The organism is Streptococcus sp. CCH5-D3 (assembly GCF_001556435.1).
In the GTDB taxonomy this organism is placed as follows: domain Bacteria; phylum Bacillota; class Bacilli; order Lactobacillales; family Streptococcaceae; genus Streptococcus.
On record NZ_LSIW01000073.1, the window covers coordinates 1 to 2,418 of the forward strand.

The 2,418-nt window shown below is 38.4% G+C and carries 1 protein-coding gene; it reads left to right on the forward strand.

The genetic code is table 11. The annotated features are described in order from the left end of the window. The coding region (locus AX662_RS05100; RefSeq protein WP_331709204.1) for an SspB-related isopeptide-forming adhesin at positions 1-2,418 on the forward strand (2,418 nt) is incomplete at both ends.

Here is a 2,418-nt window from a genome sequence, read left to right on the forward strand (position 1 = left end):
AAGCTGAAGTAACAATTACTGTTACTAAAGAAGGTCACGTACTTAAAGCAACAAATACTCTTCCTGCAGATACAGAGTTCAACAATACCTTCACATCAGCTCCTACTCAAGCTCAATTCAAGTTCACTAAACGTCTTGAAGGTAAAGTACTTGAAGCAGATGCCTTCACATTCGAATTGCTTGAAAATGGCAATGTAATCCAAACTAAGAAAAATGCTGCAGATGGTTCAATCACATTTGATGCGATTGAATACAGCGCTGAAGGTGAACACACTTACACTGTGCGTGAAAAAGCTGGTAACGATACAAATATCGATTACGATACTATGAACGCAGTAGTGAAAGTTAAAGTTACTAAAGATGCCGCTACAGGTCTCTTGAGTACTGCTGTTACAATGCCTGAAGACACTGAGTTCAACAACTATGTTGTTGCTCCAGTTGTGACTAAGTTTGACTTTACTAAGAAATTGGCAGGTCGTGAACTTAAAGCAGGTGAATTCAGCTTCGTATTGAAAGATTCTACAGGTGCAGTAGTTGAAACAGTTAAGAATGATGCTGCTGGTAATGTTTCATTCTCTAACTTGTCATTCGACAACACTAAAGTAGGTACTCACACTTATACAGTAGAAGAAGTTATCCCAGCCAACAAAGAGTTTGGTATGACTTATGATAAGATGAAAGCTACTGTTACAGTTGAAGTTGCTAAGAACGGTCATTCATTGACTACAGTTACAAACGTATCTTCAACTGGTGGGGTTGATGCCAACGGTAATGCTACTGATGGTACTGCCGATAAAGAATTCAACAACAAAGTCACTCCTCCAACGCCTCCTGAATTCCAACCAGAAAAATTTGTCGTTTCTAAAGAGAAATATGACATCACTGGTGACAAGTTGATGGATGACGACGATGATGTACCTGGTAACGAGTACACAGCAACAAATGAGAATCCATATGTTGATGGTGTTGCCAACAACGAACCAGAAAACTTGAATACTAAGACTGTTGAACGCGGTTCTAAATTGGTATACCAAGTATGGCTTGATACTACTAAATTCACAGAAGCTAACAACATCCAATACGTTGGTGTATCTGATACATACGATGCAGAAAAATTGGACGTTAACGCTGCTGACATCAAAGCATACGATTCAGTAACTGGTGCAGACGTGACTGCTAAATTCGACATCAAAGTTGAAAATGGCACAATCACTGCAACTTCTAAAGATGAATTTATCAAAGATAAAGTAAACAACCCTGTTATCGATACTACTAAATTCGCATTTGGACGTTACTATAAATTTGATATCCCAGCAACTGTTAAAGAATCTGTTAAAGCTGGTGCTGATATTGAAAATACAGCCAACCAAACAGTTCACGTTTACAACCCAGTAAGCAAGACAGTTGAAAAACCTGAAAAACCAACACAAAAACGTGTTAACAGCGTTCCAGTTCCAGTGGAAATGAACTTCACAAAACGTTTGGAAGGTCGTGAACTTCAAGCTAACGAATTCGAATTCGTATTGAAGAAAGACGGCGTTGAAGTTGAACGCGTGAAGAACGACGCTGCTGGTAAGATTGTCTTCAAGACTCTTAAATTTGGTCGCGATGATCTTGGTAAGACTTACAACTACACAGTTGAAGAAACTCCTGGTACAGATACAACTGTCAAATACGACACAATGGTTGCCACTGTTAAAGTTGTTGTTTCACACGACGGTACAGCTAAAGCAATCGTTGCCAACGTAACAGATGCTGCTGATAAAGAATTCAACAACCGTGTAACACCTCCAGAAGAACCTAAGTTCCAACCAGAGAAATACGTTGTTTCTAAAGCGAAATTCGATATCACTGGTACTAAACTCGTTGATGATGATTCTGAATTGACAGATAAATATGGTGAAACAAACAACAATCCATATGTTGATAATACAAACAACAACGAAGATGAAAACTTAAATACTAAGTCAGTTGAACGTGGATCTAAACTTTACTACCAAGTATGGTTGGATACAACTAAATTTGATGCAGCTAACAAAGACAACATCCAAACAGTAGGAATCACAGATAACTACGACAAGGATAAATTGACTGTTAATGCTTCAGATATCAAGGTTTATGATTCTGTAACTGGTGCAGATGTTACTAACAAGTTCGATATCACTGATAACAACGGTGTTCTTACAGCTAACCTTAAAGCTGGCTTCACTAAGTCACTTGGCGACGCTGAAAACACTCAAATCATTGATACTACTAAGTTCGAATTTGGACGCTACTATAAATTTGATATCCCAGCAACAGTGAAAGACGATGTCGTAGCTGGTGCAGATATCGAAAATAAAGCAGCCCAAGTTGTTAACTACTACAACCCAGTAAGCAAGACTGTTGAAAAACCAAACAAACCAACTGAAAAACGTG